Below are 18,519 nucleotides of genomic sequence, written 5' to 3' on the forward strand. Positions count from 1 at the left end.
GCAGCCCGCCCTCCCCGCTCGCACCTCCCGCCCGGCGCGCCGTGGTGGGCCGTCCGGGCGATGCGCGGGACGGACCTGTGTCACCGGCGCCCCTGCGGTGACCCGGCGCCTACGCTCGCCGCGTCCACGGGCGCCCCCGGTCCGACGACGCCCCCGCACCTCAGGGAGTTGTATGGGTTCCACAACACCGCAGCGGCACGGCACCCCACACCCCACGGGCTCCGTGCGGAGCACCGTGAAGCTGCTGCGCCACGGCAGGCTGTGGATCACTCCGGGAGTGCTCAGCGCCCTGGTCGCCCTGGTCCTCTCCCTGCTGTACATGGGCGGCATCCTCACGCCGGAGGGCAGTCTGCACCGGCTGCCGGTCGCCCTCGTGAACCAGGACTCGGGCAAGCCGCTGCCCGGACAGCGGCAGAACCTCGGCGCACAGCTCGGCGACCGGATCGTCTCCTCCACGCCGCCCGGCGACGTGGAGTGGCGCCGGCTCGGCCACGGAGCGGCCCTCGACCAGCTGGCCTCCGGGAAGATCTACGGGGCCCTGGTCGTCCCCGCCGGCTTCACCGACACCGTGCGTTCGCTGTCCGGCGCGCAGGCCACCCGGCCGACCCTGACCGTGCTCACCAACCCAGGAATGGGCAGCCTCGGTTCGTCGATGGCGTCACGGATCACTCAACAGGCCGCCCACCAGGCCTCCCTCGCCCTCGGCAAGCAGCTCTCCTCATCGTCCGAGTTCGCCGGAGCCGACGCCACGGCCCGTCTGCTGCTCACCGACCCCGTCGCGGTGAAGACCGAGCCCGGCCACCCCATCGGAACGCACAGCGGCATGGGGCTGAGCGCCTTCTACTACGTACTGCTGCTCGTCCTCGCCGGCTTCCTGGGCGGAAACATCATCCACAACGGCGTCGACACGGCACTCGGTTACGCCGACGCGGAGATCGGCCCCTGGCACTCCCGGCACCCCACGGTGCCGATCAGCCGCACACAGACGCTGCTGCTCAAGATGGTCATGACGGCGGTGCTGTCCGTGCCCGTCACCGCGCTGGTCATGCTCGCCTGCATCGCCGTCCTGGGCATGGACGCGTCCCACCTGCCCCTGCTGGCGCTGTTCTCCTACTGCTCCTGCCTGAGCGTGGGCCTCGGCGTGCAGGCCATCAACGCGGCGTTCGCCAGCATCGGCCAGATCGTGTCGATGTTCGTCTTCATCGCCCTGGCCCTGCCCTCCTCCGGAGCGACCGTCCCCCTGGAGGCCGTGCCCGGCTTCTACCGCTTCCTCGGCGTCTTCGAACCGATGCGGCAACTCGTCTCCGGCGTCCGGGCGATCCTGTACTTCGACGCCCGCGGCGACGCCGGCCTCGTCCGCGCCTGGATCATGATCGCGGTCGGTGTCGCCGCCGCCCTCGTCTTCGGCTTCCTCATGACCCGCTACTACGACCGCAAGGGCCTGCACCGGATGGTGCCCCGCCCGGAATGACCACGACCACGGCGCGCGCCACCCCGGACCCCCGAGCGGGCGCCGGAACCGCCCCCGCGTGTCACGGCACGCGCGCCGGGCACCGGAGGACGATGACGACGGGGTCCCCGGGATGCCCCGGGCAGACAGGGAACCGGGCAACAGAGAACCGGGCAACACGGGACCGGGCAGACACGGAACCGGCCGGACAGGGAGAGCACGTGGACCAGCGGGCCGCACGGGAGACGACCGCGCCGACGGACGGACCGGCCACGGCCGGCACCCGCCCCCGCAGTCGCGGCCACGACCGGGAGGCGAGGACGACGGACACCCGGCGGCGCGTCCCCCGCACCGACGCCGTGCTGCGGGACCCGGGACTCGCCGAGGCGGTACGGCGGCTCGGCCCCGAGACGGTGAAGACGGCCGTCCGGCAGGCCCAGGAACAGGCCCGTGCGGGAACGGTCCCGCCCGAGGACGTGGCGGACACGGCCCTCGCCCTGCTGCCGTCCACGGCCGGCGGACTGCGGCCGGTCGTCAACGCCACCGGCGTGCTCCTGCACACCAACCTCGGCCGGGCCCCGCTGTCCCCGGCCGCCCGGCGCGCGGTGCAGGAGGCCGCCGGACCCACCGACGTCGAACTCGACCTGACCACCGGCGCACGCGCCCGCCGGGGACGCACCGCGCTCGCCGCCCTGCGCGCCCGGGTGCCCTCGGCCCGCGCCGCGCACGTCGTCAACAATGGCGCCGCCGCACTGGTCCTGGCCGCCACCGCGCTCGCCGCCGGCCGCGAGATCGTCATCAGCCGCGGGGAGATGGTGGAGATCGGCGACGGATTCCGCCTGCCCGACCTGCTGGTGTCGACCGGGGCACGGCTCCGCGAGGTCGGCACCACCAACCGCACCACCGTCGCCGACTACGCGGGCGCCCTCGGCCCCGACACCGGCTTCGTCCTGAAGGTCCACCCCTCCAACTTCCGCATCACCGGCTTCACCCGCGCCGCCGGCACCGCCGAACTCGCCGCGCTGGGCGTCCCGGTCGTCGTCGACATCGGCTCCGGGCTGCTCGCCCCCCACCCGCTGCTGCCCGGGGAACCCGACGCCGAGAGCCAGCTGAGGGCCGGCGCCTCCCTCGTGACGGCCAGCGGCGACAAACTCCTCGGCGGCCCCCAGTGCGGACTGCTCCTCGGCGACGACACCCTCGTACGCACCCTGTCCCGGCACCCCCTCGCCCGCGCCCTGCGCGTGGACAAACTGACCCTCGCCGCCCTGCAGGCCACCCTGACCGGCCCCGGCACACCCACCGCCGACGCCCTCGACGCCGACCCGGCGCTCCTCACGCGCCGCGCCGAACGGCTGGCCGCCGAGCTGAGCGCCGCCGGTGTCGACGCGCGGGCCGTCGCCAGCGAGGCGACGGTGGGCGGCGGCGGCGCCCCCGGCGTCACCCTGCCCAGCGCCGCCGTGTCCCTGCCGGAGCCGTACGCCGGCGCGCTGCGCACTGGCCGGACCCCCGTGGTGGGACGCCTGGAACGCGGCCGGTGCCTGCTCGACCTGCGCGCCGTGCCCCCCGAGGACGACGGACGGCTGGCCCAGGCGGTGCGGGCCGCCGCGGCGGAGAGGCGGACGGCATGCGGGTAGTGGCCACCGCCGGTCACGTCGACCACGGCAAGTCCGCCCTGGTGCGGGCGCTGACGGGCATGGAACCCGACCGCCACGAGGAGGAACGCCGCCGCGGGCTCACCCTCGACCTCGGGTTCGTGTGGACCCGGACCGAGGAGGGCGAGGACCTGGCCTTCGTGGACGTCCCCGGACACGAACGGTTCGTCGCCACCATGCTGGCCGGCGTCGGACCGGTGCCCGCGGTGCTCTTCGTGGTCGCCGCCGACCAGGGCTGGCAGCGGCAGTCGCAGGAACACCTCGCGATCCTCGACGCCCTCGGCGTCCGGCACGCCGTCCTCGCCGTCACCCGCAGCGACCTCGCCGACCCCGGACCCGTACGGGCCGACGCCGCCGAACGCCTCGCCGCGACCTCCCTCGGCAAGGTGCCGTCCGTCGCGGTGAGTGCCGTCACCGGCGCCGGACTCGGCGAACTGCGCCGGGAACTGGCCCGTCTCACCCGGTCGCTGCCCGTGCCGCCCGCCGACGCCGACGTACGGCTGTGGCTCGACCGCGCCTTCACCGTGCGCGGACGCGGCACGGTCGTCACCGGCACGCTCGGCGCGGGCACCCTGCGCGTCGGCGACCGGCTGCTGACCGGGGACGGCACGACCGGGCTGCGGGTACGCGGACTGCAGTGCCTGCACGAGGACCGGGCCGCCGTGAGCGCGGTGGCCCGCGTCGCGGTCCAGGTCCACGGAGCCGCCGACGGCACCCTGCACCGGGGCCAGGTCCTGCTCGCACCGGACCGCTGGCTGCTCACCGCGCTCACCGACGTCCGCGTCACCGGGGAACCGGCCGCCGCACTGCCCCGTACGTCCACCCTGCACATCGGGACGGCCGCGGTGCCGGCGACCGTCCGCCCGCTGGGCGAGGACACGGCCAGGCTCACCCTCGCCCGCCCCCTGCCCCTGCGCGTCGGCGACCGCGCCGTCCTGCGCGAACCGGGCGGCACCCGCGTGCCCTGCGCGGTCACCGTCCTCGACGTACGCCCGCCGCGCCTGACCCGGCGCGGAGCGGGCCGCGCCCGCGCCGGGGAACTGGCCACGATGACCGGACACCCGGACGGCACCGCCGAACTGCGCCGGCGCCGCCTCGTACGACGCGGCGAACTGCTCGCGATGGGCGTGCCCCCGCCCGCCGAACCCGTCGCCGGGGACTGGCTGGCCGACGCCGGCCACTGGGCACGGCTGCGCGCCCGCCTCGCCGAGGAGGTCGAGCGGCACGCCCGCCGGCACCCGACGGACCCGGGCCTGCCCACCGAGGCCGCGCGCCACCTGCTCGGCCTCCCCGACCGGCTGCTGGTCGACGCCCTCGCCCGGACACCGGGCCCCACCGCACTCCGCCACCGCCGGGGACGCCTCTACGGCCCGGACACCCGCCCCACCCTGCCACCGCCCCTGCGCGCGGCCGTCGACGCCGTACGCCGGGACCTGACCCGCGCGCCCTTCCGCGCGCCCGAGGCGGACCGGCTGGCGGAACTCGGGCTCACCCGCAAGGCGCTGGCCGCGGCCGTCGCCGCCGGAGCACTCCTGCGGATCGGCGACTTCCTCGTGCTGCTGCCGGGCGCGGACACCGAGGCCGCCGAGATCCTGGCCCGCCTGCCGCAGCCGTTCACCCTCAGCGAGGCCCGCCGCGCCCTGGACACGACGCGCAGGGTGGCCGTACCCCTGCTGGAGCACCTGGACGCGCGAGGACTGACGGAGCGGGTCGACGACCGGCACCGGCGCTGCCGGCCCGCCGGCCGGGGGACGGGCGGCGCGGCCCTTTGTTAAAGTGCGCCGATGTCAGTGATCAGACAATTCCAGGTCACCTTCGACTGTGCGGAACCGGAGCGCGTCGCCCGCTTCTGGTGCGAGGTACTGGGGTACGTCCTCCCGTCACCGCCGGAAGGCTTCGCCTCCTGGGACGACTACGACCGCTCCCGGCCGCCGGAGAAGCGGGGCGCGTGGTTCGCCTGCAGCGACCCCTCGGGCGTGGGACCGCGGCTGTTCTTCCAGCGCGTCCCCGAGGGCAAGACCGTCAAGAACCGGGTGCATCTCGACGTGCGCGTCGGCACGGGGCTCACCGGCCAGGAGCGCCTGGCCGCGCTCGAGGCCGAATGCGCACGGCTCGTCGCGCTCGGCGCGGTGCACGTGCGCACCCTCTTCGCCGACGAGGAGAACGAGTCCTGCATCGTCATGCAGGACGTCGAGGGCAACGAGTTCTGCCTCGACTGACACATCCGCCGGGACGGCGAGGAGACGGGTACCGCACAAATGGCATGAGTGGGACATACCCGGCGTGGAACTCCGTTCCCGACCCTCACAGAACGGAGCAGCCGTGATCATCAAGAAGATGCACGACATGGGCATCCGCAGCGAACACGCCTACCTCGCCGGTGTCGCCTCCATCGGCCTCAGCGTCGTCTCCTGGATGTGCAGCCTCAAGGCCGAACCCCAGGGCGTCGACCGCGCCGACCGCTGGGGCATCTTCGTCGGCGAATGGGCCCCCACCTTCATCGGCCTCGGCCTCGCCCTCTCCCACTACGAACAGCAGGAAGGCACCCTCACCGGTTCCCTCCACAAGACGAGCTGACGACACGGGTGCCCGCTCCGTCACGGGGCGGGCACCCGCAGGGCGATGGCCGAGCGGCCGCGAACGAGCCCCCGGAGACAAGCCGGCTCTACGAGCACAGCCACGTCCTCGGCCGCCGCAGTCCGACCTGCTTCACGCTGCTGCGGACCGCCCGCGTCCTCGGCGTGCCCCTGCGGGACCTGGCCGGCTGACGGGGCGACCGCGGGCGTTCAGCAGTCATCGGCCATCACTTTCGTGGCGTGCAGACGGGTCAGCCGTGCCGTCTCGTCGTCGCGGAAGGCGGCCACCTCGCGGCAGCGCTGGCTCATCACGAACTCGCCGAGCGGCAGGCACAGGTCCATGCGCTGGATGCACACACCGACCATGAACGGGCCGTCCACGGCACGGTACAGACGGACTCCGTAGTAGCCCTCCTGGCAGTCGTCCGGGTTGTTGAACCGGCAGTCGGTGCACGTCTCGGGCAAGCGCACAGGCCTGATGCTCTTCGCGTACAGCGTGCGTCCGTCCGGCAGGCGGTACCGCAGCCGCTGATCGGATGCCCCGGCCGTGATGATGCGGCGGACCGGCACGGCACCCAGGTGGTCGACGACCTCCTGCATGGCGTCCAAGGAGGCGCCCCCGTCCTCGAGCGACACGAGCATCCGGACGACGACGGGGCGGCCGTGACGCTCGATGATGCGGAGTACACGGCCGACGTGGTCACGGTCGGGGACCACGATGTTCGCGGACACCTTGATGCCGTGCGCGGTCGCCGCCTCGATCGTCGCGTCGAGGGCGGCCAGTTTGCGCTCAGCGAGCTTCGGGGAGGACAGCCCCGGTGCCTGTACCGCGGCGAGCTCGGCCGGGGTGGTGCCGAAGACGCTGAGGTTGATCCGGTCGAGGCCGGCCGCAGCGCAGTCGGCCATGACGCCGGCGCCGTTCTCGCCGTTCGAGGTGAGGCCGACCGTGAGCCCGAGGCGGCGGGCGATGGTGATCAGACCGGGCAGGTCGGGGTGCAGCGTGGGTTCCCCGCCGGTGAAGTGCACCTCGGTGGTCGGGAGGCTGCCGCGGACGGCGGCGAGGGCCAGGGCGAAGTCGGCGTCGGCGGGGATCCGGGCGGGCAGGAAGCCGGCGCCGTTGGTGCGGAGGTAGAGGGAGACCCGGCCGGAGCGACCCGGTGAGCCGGTGAACCGGTCGGCGGGGCGGCCGGTGTTGTCGGTGGCTACGGGTGTCCCCTCGTTGTGGCAGAACGAGCAGGCGAGCCCGCACGCGTCGATGATCTTCACGCGGAGTGTGCGGTCCGGTTTCACCTCCACCGGTACGGTGCTCAGGTCGTGCATGGGTGTCCCCTCTCCGAACCGGCCGGGACACGGTGCCCTGGCCGGGATCAACTGGTGTCGGCCTACTCGAAGCGCAGGTCGGCGATGGAGTCCAGGTCGATGCCGTACAGGCTGTAGACCTTCGTGGTGTTGACCGACGTGAGCTGGTAGCGGTCGATGCCCAGGGCAGCGACGGCCTCCCATACCTGGGCTTCGGTGTCGGCCTCGATCTCCAGGTACGGCGGGATACGCGGCCACTCGTCGACTTCGAGGCGGACAGCGCCGAGGGTGTAGGAGGCGCGTCGGTTCTCCTGGTAGCTGCGCGGCGTCAGGCCGGTCAGGCGCAGGAGCGCGGCGGTCTCCTCGAAGCTGTCGACGGTGATCTCGGTTTCGTGTGTGCCGTCCACGGCGTCCGTGCGGATCTCCTTGACGCACAGGGTGATGCCGGCCCCGGTGTCGCGCAGTCGTACCCACCGGCCGGGGACGGCCGGGATGGTGTCGTACACGTAGCGGCGCATCAGGCGTGATCCGGTCTGCTGTACGCCGCCCGCGTCGAGGATGCGCTGGGCCGTCTTGTCGGGGTCGATGCCGAGGGCCTTCACCTCGAACTCGATTCCTGCCATGGGTCGGGTCTCCGATCATCGGGGGCTGCTGTGGTGTCAACGACCGTGCGGCACAGGGGACTGCGGTGGATGAGCGGCCCGCCCCCGCGGGGGACGGAGACGGGCCGCTGGTCACCAGCGCGATCGGCGACACGGGGACGCGCTGGTGACGGCTGGCCCCGCCGGCGTCAGCGGGAGTCATACGGGCGGCGGTTCCCAACTCGGGTACGGGGAGCTGATCGTCCGGGCCACTGCCCGGATCTCGTCGGCCACCTCGGCCGTGGCAGTGCACCGGAAACCGAGGTTCACCGGGGGGCTCCTGCTCAGTTGTGCGGATGCCGCCGCATCACCACGTTGGCGTCCGTCACGGCTGCGAGGTCTCCTCGCTCCCGGGCTGCCTCGCGATGTCGGTCCGCCTCGTTGCACACCGGGCAGTGGGCGACGGGCGCCGGCGGGTCCAGCGGCATACCCAGGTACACCGGCGGGCTCATGGTCCGGGTGCGTTCCGTCATCGGGGGTCCTTCGTGAGCTGGACCAGGACGCGTCCCACCTCGCAGCGGCTCCGCTCGCCGGGCGGCGGGGTCTCCCGGCAGTCGGCGCAGCCCGGGGCGTGCTCGAACAGGGCATGAAGGGCGCGGGTGGTGAGATGCGGGCGGCAGGCCCGTGGCCACCACCGCCCGTCCGGGCCGGACCGCTCGCCGAGGTCGACGGCCGTCTCAGCGGTCAGCCGCTCGGTGCACCAGACGCAGACCGCACCGCGGGTCTGGTCGGCAGTGAGCACATCGACCGCGGGCAGTCCCAGCACACCGAGTACGGCAGACGGGCTTTGCCGGATGGTCTCGGTCATCGTGCGGCTCCCGCCTTCGCGCGGCAGCCGCACGAGACGACGGTCCACACCCGGTTGCCGACCGAGCGCTGGACACTGTCCACCGCGGAGAGAATCCGCGCGACGGCGCCGCAGTACTGGCACGCGAGGCCGTGTAGCCGCGCGACGCTCACTGGCCCGTCCACCCGGAGCAACCCGGCGCACTGGCTCATCCCCGTCTCCCATCTGCCTGCCTGCCTGCTTGCTGCGGACAGACAGATGATGGGCTGCTGCAAGGGGCCCAAGGGATACACGAAGTATCCCCTCAGACGGCGCCGATCCACTCGGTGAAGCTGGTGAGAGACTCGGCATCCGCCCGCTTCAGTCGGCGGATCGTGGCTGCTGACTCTCGGGCCCAGGGGTGCTCACGGGTGTGCTGCGGCGCGATGAGCCTGGCCACCTTCAGCGACTCGAACGCATCGTCCGGCCGGCCGGCCCACACCTGCGCCCGGGCCAGTTCGATCCAGAACCCGGATTGCCGCTCGGCCGGGAGAGACTCGGGCGGGGCCCACTCGCCCGCGACATCCAGGGCCCGCTGTACATGATCTTGGCCGAGGCTCACCGCGACAGACACCTCGTGGGCGCGGACGCTGTCGGGGCCGAACTGGGTGCCGTCGTAGGCGCCCTCGGGCACCGTGTCGCCGAGGCGCCGGGCCTCGTCCAGATGCGTGGTGGCAGCGTCCACGTCGCCGGCACGGCCGGCGATGACGGCCGCGCGCATGTGCAGGGCACCACGAGCGGCGGTCGACGCCCGGCCGGTCGGGCTGGGACCCGCATCGATGGCCTGCTCCAGGGCGCACAGCCCGGGGACGTGCGCGCGGGCGGCGAAGAAGGTCTCGGTGCGGACGTAGGCGGCGGTCGCCAGGGCGATGCGGTCCTCCGTCCGGGCGGCCGCCCAGCGCATCAGATCCACGAGGCGGGCGGAGAGGTCGAGGGCGCCGAACTTGAAGGCCACGGCGTCGGCAGAGCGGGCGGTTCCGGCGAGGAGATGAGCTGCGTGCAACTGCTCGGCCCCGGTGGTGTGGTGCAGTGCGGCGAGGGTGTCGGTGAGGAGGCGAGGCGCGTGCTCGGCGATGCGGGCGTACTGGGCGGCGAGCCGCCACTGCGACAACGAGCCGACGGCCGCTCCGAGTTCGGACAGCGGGCGGGGCTGGACGTCGGCGGGGACGTCGTAGGCGGCGATCGCCGCGGAGATGTGGGGGAGGGCGGCGTGGACACGGCTGTCGGTGCGGGTGCTGCCGGTGACGATGCGGCTCGGGTCGACGCTGAGCGCGGCGGCGATCGAGTCGAGGGTGTCGTCGCTGGGTGAGCGGGCGCCGCCCTCGATGGCCTTGACAGTGGGCAGGGAGACGTAGGCGGCGCGGGCGAGGTCGGCCTGGGTCATCCGGCGCGCGCGGCGGATGGTGGCGATGCGCCGGCCTACCTCGCGCCTGCTGGCGGTGGACATACCCGCACCGTACCCATGCGGTCGCGCGTCGGGCGCGCGAACGGGCGGTACGCCCTCCTACGAGGTGAGGAGGGCCGGTAGGTCCGTGAGGTGATCGATACGCCAGTCCGCGGTCGCCACGACGTTCGGGGCGTCCGCCCACAGGTGCCCCCACGGGCCGCGGCGGAGGTGTGCGGTACGAAGCCCGGCCGCTGCTGCGGGCATCACGTCGTTGTCGGGATGGTCGCCGACGTACAGCGTCTCGCTCGGCGCAGCCTGCCCGGCCTCGACCGCGCGCCGGAAGAACTCGGGGTCCGGCTTGGCCACGCCCCACTCTCCGGACGTCACTACCACATCGGCCGGAAGTGACAGGGCGCGCAGCAACTCACCCGCCCGGATCGTCTGGTTGCCGGCGACGACGATGCGGATGCCGAGGTCGCGCAGTGCGGTGAGGGCCGGCCGGACGTCGTCGTACAGGTCCGTCTCGTCCAGGTGCTCGCCGCGGCCGGCGGCCTCACGCGCGGCGTACTCCGCGGCGATGTCGATGCCGGGGCGGATCAACCGCAGGGCGTCCGCGTTGTCGCGCCCCTGGGCGACGACAGCGCCGACGAGCGCCGAGACGGTGTGCCGGGGGATGTTCAGCCAGTCGGCCCACGATGCCCAGTAGCGGTCGTCGCGGACGAGGGTCTCGCCCACGTCGAAGATCACGGCGCGAATCATGCGGGCAGGGTATCCGAGCACGGTGAAACGGCCCCCACTAGAACGGAAGCGAAAGGGAGGCGGGGCCCGCCTCGGCCTCCGGTTCGGCAGTAGTCCTCCACCTCCCTGTGGCGGCACCACCTGCACCGGCGCACCCGCCCTTTCCGGGGCCCATGTTTGGCCACGGTTTGGCCATGAGATAGAGGGCTATACATCCCCGCAGGTCAGGAGGGTGCGGAGAGCGGAGGCGGACAGGAATCGAACCTGCCTGTCCGAGATCCTCGGACACCTCGGTTTTGAAGACCGGGAGGGCCACCAGGCACCCGCACGCCTCCACCGCCCGGCCAGGCTACACGGACGTCCGGCCGCCGCACCGTCACCGCAGGGCAGGCAGACACCGAGCCGCGGCACCACCGAGTCCCCACCACCAAGGAGCACCGGCATGACATCGACGAGCGAGACCGCCGTACGCCTCACCCAGTACGCCCACGGCGGCGGCTGCGCCTGCAAGATCCCGCCCGGGGAACTGGAGGACGTGCTCGGGCAGTTGGCCGGTGCGCGGGCCGCCGTGAGCGACACGCCGCTGCTGGTGGGGCTCGCCACCGGCGACGACGCGGCCGTAGTCACCCTGCCCGCGCCGCCCGGCGCCGCCGCGCAGGCCCTGGTCTCCACGGCCGACTTCTTCACCCCGGTCGTCGACGACCCCTACGACTGGGGACGCATCGCCGCCGCCAACGCGCTCTCCGACGTCTACGCGATGGGCGGCCGCCCCGTCCTCGCGGTCAACCTGCTGGCCTGGCCGCGCGGCGTCCTGCCCTTCGAGCTGGCCCGCGAGGTGCTGCGCGGCGGCCTGGACGTCGCCGCCGAGGCCGGCTGTCACGTGGGCGGCGGGCACAGCGTCGACGACCCGGAACCGAAGTACGGCATGGCCGTCACCGGCCTGGCCGACCCCGCCCGGCTGCTGCGCAACGACGCGGGCCGCCCCGGCGTACCGCTGTCGCTGACCAAGCCGCTGGGGCTCGGGGTGCTGAGCAACCGTCACAAGGCGACCGGGGAACGGTTCGAGCAGGCGGTGGCCACCATGGTCGCCCTCAACCGGGACGCGGCCGCCGCCGCCCTGGACGCCGGGGCGGTCTGCGCCACCGACGTCACCGGCTTCGGCCTCCTCGGCCACCTGCACAAGCTGGCCCGCGCCTCCGGGGTGACCGCCGTGCTGGACACCGCCGCCGTGCCCTACCTGGACGGCGCCCGGGAGGCGGTGCGCGACGGCTACGTCAGCGGCGGCACCCGGCGTAACCTGGAATGGGTGGCGCCGCACACCGACTTCGGGGACACCGACGCCGACACCCGTCTCCTGCTGGCCGACGCCCAGACCTCGGGCGGGCTGCTGGTGGCCGGGGAGGTGCCGGGGGCGCCGGTGATCGGTGAACTGGTCGCGCGCGGGCCGCACTCGGTCGTCCTGCGCTGACCGGCGGGCGGACGCTTACTGACGGACGCCCGGCGTCACAGCTCCGTGCCGGTGTGCTCGTCGATGCCCGCGCGGGCCCGGTACTCCCGCACCAGCCGCAGGGCGGCCGGGCCCCGCGGCCGCCGGCCCGGCCGGATGTCCACGGTGAGCGCCTTGGCCTCCTGGATGTGCGTGTTCGGGTCGAGGGACATGTGCAGCAGCTCGTTGGCCGCGTCGCCCGTGCTGTAGCCGTTGGGGCCCCAGTGGTAGGGCAGCCCGATCTGGTGCAGGGTCCGGCCGTGCACGGTCAGCGGTGGCACGCGGTCGGTGACCAGCACCCGCGCCTCGATCACGCCGCGGGCGCTGACGATCGTCGCCCAGCCGGTGTGCTCCAGGGCGCGCTCGGCGGCCAGCTCGGGGGAGACCTCGCAGAAGAACTCCGGCTGCAGTTCGGCGAGGTACGGCTGCCAGCGGGACATGCCGCCCGCCGTGTGGTGCTCGGTGAGCCGGTACGTCGTGGCGACGTACGGGAACACCTCGGAGCCGGGGGCGCCCGCGCTCGGCTGGTAGCGGTTGTCCGGGTGCGGGGGCAGCAGGTGCCGCACCGGGTTGCGCTGCTGACCGTAGAGCAGGTTGGGGAAGGGGGAGTCCTGCGGCTCGTAGTGCGCGGGCAGCGGCCCGTCGGTGAGACCGGAGGGCACGTACAGCCAGGCCTTGCCGTCGGCCTGCATGATGAACGGGTCGGTGCCCGACAGGGCATCGGGGCCGGTGGCGTCCGGCGGCGGCACATGGCCGGGGGCCCTGCCGGGAGGGAAGTCCGGGACGTCGTGCCCCACCCACTTCTCCTGCTCCTCGTCCCACCACACCAGTGCCTTGCGCGCGCTCCACGGCCTGCCCTCGGGGTCGGCCGAGGCCCGGTTGTACAGCACCCGGCGGTTGGCCGGCCACGCCCAGCCCCACTCGGCCGCCACCCAGTCCTGCTGCCCGCCCGGCCTGCGGCGGGCGGCCTGGTTCACCCCGTCGGCGCGGACGCCGCAGTAGATCCAGCAGCCGCACACCGTGGAACCGTCGTCGCGCAACTGTTCGTAGGAGGACAGGGGGGTGCCGTCGGCGTCGTGGCCGTTGATCTCGGCGAGGACCGCCTCCGCGTCCGGCTCGGACAGCTCGCCCCTGACCGGATAGTCCCAGGTCAGGTCGATGAGCGGCCGGTCCATGGGGTCGGTCGAGCCCGCGAGCTTGCGGCGGATGATCCGGCCGAGGTGATAGGTGAACCACAGGTCGCTGCGCGCCTCGCCGGGCGGCGGGACCGCCTGGTGGTGCCACTGCAGCAGCCGCTGGGTGTTGGTGAAGCTGCCGTCCTTCTCGGTGTGGGCGGCGGCCGGCAGGAAGAACACCTCGGTGCCGATGTCCTCCGTGCGCATCTCGCCCGTCTCGATCTCCGGGCCGTCCTTCCACCAGGTCGCCGACTCGATGAGGGAGAAGTCCCGCACCACCAGCCAGTCCAGGTTCGCCATCCCGAGCCGTTGCATCTTCGCGTCGGCCGAGCCGACCGCCGGGTTCTCGCCCATCAGGAAGTAGCCCCTGCAGGTCCCCGCGATCTGCTCCATGACCGTCTCGTACGTGGAGTGCGAGCCCGTCAGGCGCGGCAGGTAGTCGAAGCAGAAGTCGTTCTCCGCCGTCGCCGCGTCGCCCCAGTACGCCTTGAGCAGGCTCACCAGGTAGGCGCGCATGTTGCCCCAGTAGCCCTTGCGGGCCGCCTCGCCCCGTACGAAGGAGTCGAGGTCCTCCTGCTGGTGGGCGTGCGGCATCGGGATGTAGCCGGGCAGCAGGTTGAACAGGGTCGGGATGTCCGTGGAGCCCTGGATGGAGGCGTGTCCCCGCAGGGCGAGGATGCCGCCGCCGGGCCGGCCGATGTTGCCGAGCAGGCTCTGCAGCACGGAGGCCGCGCGGATGTACTGCACGCCCACCGTGTGCTGGGTCCAGCCGACCGCGTAGGCGAAGGCGGTGGTCCGGTCGCGGCCGGAGTTCTCCGTGACCAGCTCGCACACCCGCCGGAACAGGTCCTCGGGCACCCCGCAGATCCGCTCGACCATCTCGGGCGTGTAGCGGGCGTAGTGCCGCTTCAGCACCTGGAAGACGCAGCGCGGGTGCGTCATCGTCTCGTCCCGCTCGATCCGGCCCTCGCCGATGTCGGGGCCGCCCGAGCCGTGGGACTCGCCGCGCGCCGCCTCTGTCACCGCGGGACCGGCGCGGTTCTCGTACTCCAGGTCGCGCTCGCCGGACGCCGCCTGCATCTCGGTGCCCTCGTACTGCCAGCTGCCGTTGTCGTAGCTGCGGCTGTCGGGGTCGAGACCGGAGAAGACGCCGTCGAGGTCCTCGGTGTCGCGGAAGTCCTCCCGCAGTACGACGGGACCGTTGGTGTAGGCCACCACGTAGTCACGGAAGTACTTGTCGTTGCTGAGGACGTGGTTGATGATCCCTCCGAGGAAGGCGATGTCCGAGCCCGCGCGCAGCGGCACGTGCACGTCGGCCAGCGCGCTGGTGCGGGTGAACCGCGGGTCGACGTGGATCACCTTCGCGCCCCGGGCCCTGGCCTCCATCACCCACTGGAACCCGACCGGATGGCACTCGGCCATGTTGGAGCCCTGGATGACGATGCAGTCCGAGTTCTGCAGGTCCTGCTGGAAGGTGGTCGCGCCGCCGCGGCCGAACGAGGTTCCCAGACCGGGAACGGTGGAGGAGTGTCAAACACGCGCCTGATTCTCGATCTGCACCGCGCCCAGGGCGGTGAACAGCTTCTTGATCAGGTAGTTCTCCTCGTTGTCCAGCGTCGCGCCGCCGAGACTCGCGATGCCGAGCGTGCGGCGGGTGCGGGTCTCGTCGACCTCCCACTGCCAGCCCGCCCGGCGCGCCTCGATCACCCGGTCGGCGATCACGTCCATCGCCGTGTCCAGGTCCAGGCGCTCCCAGTCGGTGCCGTACGGGCGCCGGTACAGGACGTGCCGCTCGCGGGCGCCGCCCGTGGTGAGCTGGAGGCTCGCCGAGCCCTTGGGGCACAGCCGGCCGCGCGAGACGGGGGAGTCGGGGTCGCCCTCGATCTGGGTGACGCGGCCGTCCTCGACGTACACGTTCTGGCCGCAGCCGACCGCGCAGTACGGACAGACGGACTTCACGACCTCGTCCGCCGAGGCGACCCGCGGGGTGAGCCGCGCGCTCTTCCCGCTCTTGGCGGCGGCGCCGCGGCCCAGCGGGTCGGTGCCCTTGAGCTGGCGGTAGACCGGCCAGGAGTCGATCCAGGTGCGTACGCCCATGCTCTCCTCCGCCCTCTCGCGGTCCTCTCTCGGTGGGCTCCGCCGGCCCGGGTGTCCCATTCCCGGCGCTTCAATCCCCCGGCGTGCCCTCCCGCATCCGCTCCCGCTGCGGTACGACCGTGTACTTCGGGTCCTCGGCCGAGGCCACCCCGGCGTGGAACACGCCGAACCGCAGGGCCGCGGAACCGGCCAGCAGCGCCGCCCCGGCCACCGCGGCCGCGCCCCGGCGCCGGCCCGCCACGGCCGCCAGTACGGCGCCGCCGGCCGTCAGCGCCTCCGCCGCGCGCAGCAGCCGGCCCGCCCCGCCCTGTTCGAAGGGCTCGGCCACCATGCCCATCCGGCGCTTCATCACCCGGAAGGCACCCAGCTCCAGGACCGCGCCGAGCGCCGCCACCCGCCGCGCGGGTCCCGTCTGCGCCGCAGGCACCCCGGCCAGCGCCAGCCCCGCCGCCGAGGCCGCCGCCGAACCGGCGAAGACGTACGGCAGCTCCCGGTGGCCCCCGTGCCAGGAGGGCACCGCGGTGTCCGCGACCAGCACGGCGGTGTACGTGGCGACCGCCGGGCCGAACAGGGCGGCGCCCGCCGTGGCGGCGGCCCCGGCCGGCCGGAGGCGGCCGGTCGCGTCGGACGCCGCGGCGGCCAGGGCGAGCGGGGCGTAGCCGGCCAGCAGCCAGGAGCCCATGTTCATCGGCGAGGTGGGCTTGAAGACGCGCAGCATGTTCAGGAACCGGGCCGGCCGCCCCAGGTCGTGCACGAGCGCGCCCAGCGACAGCGAGACGGCGCCCGCCGCGCCCAGCTTCGCCGTCCGCGCCAGCGCCGGGCGTCCCGTGGCGTGCCCGCCCGCCGCCAGCAGCGACGACGCGCCCGCCAGCCCGCCCAGCCAGAGGTAGCCCGCGATGTCGAGCGCCGCCCACCTCGGCGTGTTCAGCACCGGCCTGCCGTAGTACGAGGAGAACTCGGCGTCCGGGACCACCGGCTGCTCACCGCGCCCGCGGCGCCGCCGCCGGCGCCCGGCGTGCGCACCCGCCGGCGCGTCCCGCCCGGGCCGGGCGCCCCGGACACCGTCACGGGTGACGTCCGAACCGCCCGTCGGGAACTCCGAACCGCCCGTCGGGGCGCCCTGACCCCCCGTCGAGGATCCCTGACCGCCCGTCGGTGACTCCTGGCCGTTCACCGCGGCCTCCTGGCGAAACCCACGGCGGCCATCGCGGCCAGCGAGACGGCGGCCGCCGCCGCGTGCCGCCACATCGTGGGCAGGTCCCGGGTGGTGACCACCGGGTCGGGCGGCAGCCCGTACACCTCCGGCTCGTCCAGCAGCAGGAAGAAGGCGCCGTCGCCGCCGACCCCGTCGTCCGGACTCTCCCCGTACAGCCGGGCGTCGGTCGCCCCGGCCGCGTGCAGCTGCGCGACCCGGGCCGCCGCCCGCTCCCGCAGCTCCTCCAGCGGACCGAACTGGATGGAGTCCGTCGGGCACGCCTTCGCGCACGCCGGTTCCATGCCGACGCCGAGCCGGTCGTAGCACAGCGTGCACTTCCAGGCGCGTCCGTCGCCCTCGCGCTGGTCGATGACGCCGTACGGGCAGGCGGGCACGCAGTAGCCGCAGCCGTTGCAGACGTCCTCCTGCACGACGACCGTGCCGAACTCGGTGCGGAACAGGGACCCGGTGGGGCACACGTCCAGACAGGCGGCGTGGGTGCAGTGCTTGCACACGTCGGAGGCCATGAGCCAGCGCAGCTCGGTACGCCCGTCCGGCGCCACGGGGGAGGAGGGCGGGGAGCCCAGGCCCCGGGCGGCTTCGAACACGTCCACGTCCCCGTGACCGGCCCCCGGATCCCCGCCGCCGGGCGGCTCCCGCTGCTCGATGAAGGCGACGTGCCGCCAGGTGTCGGCGCCGAGCCCCTGCGTGTTGTCGTAGGACATGCCGGTGAGCAGCAGGCCGTCCTCCGGGACGGCGTTCCACTCCTTGCAGGCCACCTCGCACGCCTTGCAGCCGATGCACACGGAGGTGTCGGTGAAGAAGCCGACGCGGGGCGGGGGATCGGGGTGACCGGCCGCGGCCGCCACGTCCGGCTCCGGCCCGGCGAACCGGTGTGCGCGCCTGCCGGTCCGGACGGCGCCGGCGTTCTCCTCGGTCATGCCCGTACCTCCACGCCCCTGCCGCTCGCGGCGTCCGGCTCACCGGCCCGGGTGGCCCGGTGGTGCCCTTCCGGGCCCGGCTACGGGTGCCCGGGGCGCGCGCGTCCGAAACGGACGACGAGGGCCTCCCGCCCCGGGCCGGCGGGGCGGGAGGCGAGCCGGTCGCGAGCCGGACGCGGGTCAGGCGACCGGGGGACCGGTGATGCGCCGGCCCTCGTCGTCGTAGGGCCAGACGTTGGTGGTGCAGCCGTGGAGCCCCTTGATCTGCTGCATCATCACCGGCGCGGGCCGCCCCGGCCCCGGGCACCCCTCATGGCCGTGGCCCAGGAAGTGCCCGACCTCGTGGTTGACGATGAGCGCCCGGTACGACGCCACGTCGTCCGCGTAGTACCGCGTGGCCAGCAGCCACCGCTTGAGGTTGACCATGACGTCCTGGCCGACGTTGCAGTTGACCTCGCCGCCGGTGTCCAGACCGTAGTAGCCGCACATCCGGTCCACCGTCGCCGCCGTGGCGAGCCGCACCCGGAAGTCCGACGTGTCGCCGGTCACACGGCGGAAACCCACCTCGCCGCCGGCCGTCCACCCCCGCTCGTCCGCGAGGATCCGGTCCACCTCGGCGGCGACGTCCCCCGCCTCGAGCCCGATGCCGTCCTCGACCTCGACCACGTAGGTCAGCGTGCGCCCCTTCCCGCCGACCCGCTCGCCGCCGCCCCCGGCGACGGTGAACGTCCCCGGCCCCTCGGACGGGATCCCCGAGTCGTCCGGGGAGTACTCATCCTCCTGCTCCTCCCGCCCGGCGGGGCCTTCGGACGCCCGCGTGCCTCCCTGGAGGGCCGCTCCTGCGGCGAGCAGCAGCACGACGGCGGCCGCGAGCCCCGCCCACAGGGCCGGTTTCCTCCGGCCCCGCCCGCGGCGGGCGCGCTCCCCGGGCCGGTGCGGGCGGGAGGTGTCGGCGGGCGGTGCGGGCGTCGATCGGTGCGCGTTCATGACCGTGCAGCCTGCCGCGGCCGTGTGATCGCCCGTGGACCGCTTGTGGACCGCTCTGTAACAGCCGCC

Annotated in this window: 17 protein-coding genes and 1 tRNA gene; 7 read left to right on the forward strand and 11 right to left on the reverse strand. The window is 73.8% G+C overall.

Going from position 1 to position 18,519, the window contains the following annotated elements; genetic code table 11:
* Positions 1-172: 172 nt before the first annotated feature.
* The 6 genes from ACFYOJ_RS01535 (at position 173) to ACFYOJ_RS01560 (ending at position 5,870) form a co-directional block, all read left to right on the forward strand.
* Positions 173-1,471 carry a DUF3533 domain-containing protein gene (locus ACFYOJ_RS01535; RefSeq protein WP_356552404.1) on the forward strand — a complete coding sequence of 433 codons (1,299 nt, stop codon included), beginning with the start codon at positions 173-175 and terminating at the stop codon, positions 1,469-1,471.
* A 200-nt stretch (positions 1,472-1,671) separates the two neighbouring features.
* Positions 1,672-3,084: an L-seryl-tRNA(Sec) selenium transferase gene (gene selA / locus ACFYOJ_RS01540; RefSeq protein ID WP_356552406.1), complete on the forward strand. Its 1,413-nt coding sequence runs from the start codon at positions 1,672-1,674 to the stop codon at positions 3,082-3,084.
* Entirely contained in the window at positions 3,075-4,877 is a 1,803-nt protein-coding gene (locus ACFYOJ_RS01545) for a SelB C-terminal domain-containing protein (RefSeq protein WP_356552408.1), read from the forward strand. The genes selA and ACFYOJ_RS01545 overlap by 10 nt, the downstream gene beginning before the upstream one ends.
* A 9-nt stretch (positions 4,878-4,886) precedes the next feature.
* Positions 4,887-5,321, forward strand: coding sequence for a VOC family protein (locus ACFYOJ_RS01550; protein WP_356552409.1), 435 nt, complete (start codon positions 4,887-4,889; stop codon positions 5,319-5,321).
* A gap of 103 nt (positions 5,322-5,424) precedes the next feature.
* On the forward strand, positions 5,425-5,679 hold the full coding sequence (locus ACFYOJ_RS01555; protein WP_356552411.1) for a hypothetical protein: 255 nt from the start codon (positions 5,425-5,427) through the stop codon (positions 5,677-5,679).
* A gap of 8 nt (positions 5,680-5,687) precedes the next feature.
* Positions 5,688-5,870, forward strand: a complete 183-nt coding sequence (locus tag ACFYOJ_RS01560) for a hypothetical protein (protein WP_356552413.1) — start codon at positions 5,688-5,690, stop codon at positions 5,868-5,870.
* 18 nt (positions 5,871-5,888) lie between these two features.
* On the opposite strand, the gene ACFYOJ_RS01565 is transcribed toward ACFYOJ_RS01560, so the two are convergent.
* The 7 genes from ACFYOJ_RS01565 to ACFYOJ_RS01595 form a co-directional block, all read right to left on the reverse strand.
* A complete protein-coding gene (locus tag ACFYOJ_RS01565; protein ID WP_356552415.1) occupies positions 5,889-6,998 on the reverse strand; it encodes a radical SAM protein in 1,110 nt (369 codons plus the stop codon).
* A 62-nt stretch (positions 6,999-7,060) separates the two neighbouring features.
* Complete coding sequence (locus ACFYOJ_RS01570; RefSeq protein WP_356552417.1) at positions 7,061-7,600, reverse strand: CYTH domain-containing protein; 540 nt, start codon at positions 7,598-7,600, stop codon at positions 7,061-7,063.
* Positions 7,601-7,902: 302 nt separating this feature from the next.
* On the reverse strand, positions 7,903-8,091 hold the full coding sequence (locus ACFYOJ_RS01575) for a hypothetical protein (protein ID WP_356552419.1): 189 nt from the start codon (positions 8,089-8,091) through the stop codon (positions 7,903-7,905).
* Entirely contained in the window at positions 8,088-8,426 is a 339-nt protein-coding gene (locus ACFYOJ_RS01580; RefSeq protein ID WP_356552421.1) for a hypothetical protein, read from the reverse strand. The genes ACFYOJ_RS01575 and ACFYOJ_RS01580 overlap by 4 nt, the downstream gene beginning before the upstream one ends.
* Before the next feature lie 283 nt (positions 8,427-8,709).
* Positions 8,710-9,891, reverse strand: a complete 1,182-nt coding sequence (locus ACFYOJ_RS01585) for a helix-turn-helix transcriptional regulator (RefSeq protein ID WP_356552422.1) — start codon at positions 9,889-9,891, stop codon at positions 8,710-8,712.
* Positions 9,892-9,948: 57 nt separating this feature from the next.
* A complete protein-coding gene (locus tag ACFYOJ_RS01590; RefSeq protein WP_356552424.1) occupies positions 9,949-10,590 on the reverse strand; it encodes an HAD family hydrolase in 642 nt (213 codons plus the stop codon).
* A 221-nt stretch (positions 10,591-10,811) separates the two neighbouring features.
* A tRNA-Sec gene (locus tag ACFYOJ_RS01595) sits at positions 10,812-10,904 on the reverse strand.
* A gap of 107 nt (positions 10,905-11,011) precedes the next feature.
* Here ACFYOJ_RS01595 and selD point away from each other — a divergent pair.
* Positions 11,012-12,037, forward strand: coding sequence for a selenide, water dikinase SelD (gene selD, locus ACFYOJ_RS01600; RefSeq protein WP_356552426.1), 1,026 nt, complete (start codon positions 11,012-11,014; stop codon positions 12,035-12,037).
* 35 nt (positions 12,038-12,072) lie between these two features.
* Here the strand turns inward: selD and fdh are convergent, their stop codons facing one another.
* The 4 genes from fdh to ACFYOJ_RS01620 form a co-directional block, all read right to left on the reverse strand.
* Positions 12,073-15,327, reverse strand: a complete 3,255-nt coding sequence (gene fdh, locus ACFYOJ_RS01605) for a formate dehydrogenase (RefSeq protein WP_356552428.1) — start codon at positions 15,325-15,327, stop codon at positions 12,073-12,075.
* A gap of 70 nt (positions 15,328-15,397) precedes the next feature.
* Positions 15,398-16,300: an NrfD/PsrC family molybdoenzyme membrane anchor subunit gene (gene nrfD / locus ACFYOJ_RS01610; RefSeq protein ID WP_356552580.1), complete on the reverse strand. Its 903-nt coding sequence runs from the start codon at positions 16,298-16,300 to the stop codon at positions 15,398-15,400.
* 197 nt (positions 16,301-16,497) lie between these two features.
* Complete coding sequence (locus ACFYOJ_RS01615; RefSeq protein WP_356552429.1) at positions 16,498-17,463, reverse strand: 4Fe-4S dicluster domain-containing protein; 966 nt, start codon at positions 17,461-17,463, stop codon at positions 16,498-16,500.
* Positions 17,464-17,643: 180 nt separating this feature from the next.
* Positions 17,644-18,450, reverse strand: a complete 807-nt coding sequence (locus tag ACFYOJ_RS01620) for a DUF3152 domain-containing protein (protein ID WP_356552431.1) — start codon at positions 18,448-18,450, stop codon at positions 17,644-17,646.
* Between the last annotated feature and the right edge of the window lie 69 nt (positions 18,451-18,519).

The organism is Streptomyces sp. NPDC006384 (assembly GCF_042870695.1).
Lineage (GTDB): Bacteria > Actinomycetota > Actinomycetes > Streptomycetales > Streptomycetaceae > Streptomyces.

What these genes read in the sequence shown, in the direction of transcription:
- ACFYOJ_RS01535 (WP_356552404.1), top strand. Translation starts at nt 173, where the DNA reads ATGGGTTCCACAACACCGCAGCGGCACGGCACCCCACACCCCACGGGC.
- ACFYOJ_RS01545 (WP_356552408.1), top strand. Translation starts at nt 3,075, where the DNA reads ATGCGGGTAGTGGCCACCGCCGGTCACGTCGACCACGGCAAGTCCGCC.
- ACFYOJ_RS01550 (WP_356552409.1), top strand. Translation starts at nt 4,887, where the DNA reads ATGTCAGTGATCAGACAATTCCAGGTCACCTTCGACTGTGCGGAACCG.
- ACFYOJ_RS01565 (WP_356552415.1), bottom strand. Translation starts at nt 6,998, where the DNA reads ATGCACGACCTGAGCACCGTACCGGTGGAGGTGAAACCGGACCGCACA.
- ACFYOJ_RS01570 (WP_356552417.1), bottom strand. Translation starts at nt 7,600, where the DNA reads ATGGCAGGAATCGAGTTCGAGGTGAAGGCCCTCGGCATCGACCCCGAC.
- ACFYOJ_RS01575 (WP_356552419.1), bottom strand. Translation starts at nt 8,091, where the DNA reads ATGACGGAACGCACCCGGACCATGAGCCCGCCGGTGTACCTGGGTATG.
- ACFYOJ_RS01580 (WP_356552421.1), bottom strand. Translation starts at nt 8,426, where the DNA reads ATGACCGAGACCATCCGGCAAAGCCCGTCTGCCGTACTCGGTGTGCTG.
- ACFYOJ_RS01585 (WP_356552422.1), bottom strand. Translation starts at nt 9,891, where the DNA reads ATGTCCACCGCCAGCAGGCGCGAGGTAGGCCGGCGCATCGCCACCATC.
- ACFYOJ_RS01590 (WP_356552424.1), bottom strand. Translation starts at nt 10,590, where the DNA reads ATGATTCGCGCCGTGATCTTCGACGTGGGCGAGACCCTCGTCCGCGAC.
- selD (WP_356552426.1), top strand. Translation starts at nt 11,012, where the DNA reads ATGACATCGACGAGCGAGACCGCCGTACGCCTCACCCAGTACGCCCAC.
- ACFYOJ_RS01615 (WP_356552429.1), bottom strand. Translation starts at nt 17,463, where the DNA reads ATGACCGAGGAGAACGCCGGCGCCGTCCGGACCGGCAGGCGCGCACAC.
- ACFYOJ_RS01620 (WP_356552431.1), bottom strand. Translation starts at nt 18,450, where the DNA reads ATGAACGCGCACCGATCGACGCCCGCACCGCCCGCCGACACCTCCCGC.